The sequence below is a fragment of the Alkalihalophilus lindianensis genome (assembly GCF_032843265.1).
Classification (GTDB): Bacteria; Bacillota; Bacilli; order Bacillales; family Bacillaceae_D; genus Alkalihalophilus; species Alkalihalophilus lindianensis.
This window is the reverse complement of sequence record NZ_JAWJBA010000728.1, coordinates 1-251: the sequence shown is the minus strand read 5'-3', so window position 1 is coordinate 251 and position 251 is coordinate 1. Positions and strand designations below refer to the sequence as shown.

The window sequence follows — 251 nt, the reverse complement described above, 5'->3', positions numbered from 1 at the left end:
ATTTTAGAAAAGCATCCCGGTGTAGATCCCTATACTTGGGCAAAAGAATATGCCAAAAAACTAACACAGGAAGAAAAGGAAAGTAGCCATAAAATTATGGCTAAATTCAGCCCTTCCAAGCAAATTGCCTTAAATAAACAAACGCTATTCAATGCTGGGTATCTTTTTTTACAGTCCCTTTACTACGAACTAAAACTAGATAAAATCTGTCAGAAAATCTCTCAAAAATACGAATTTGAATATGATCTTAA

General features: G+C 33.1%; 1 pseudogene. It reads left to right on the top strand.

From position 1 onward, the window contains the following. Nucleotides 1-251: pseudogene (locus RYX56_RS24090) on the top strand (IS1634 family transposase); the annotation flags it as partial.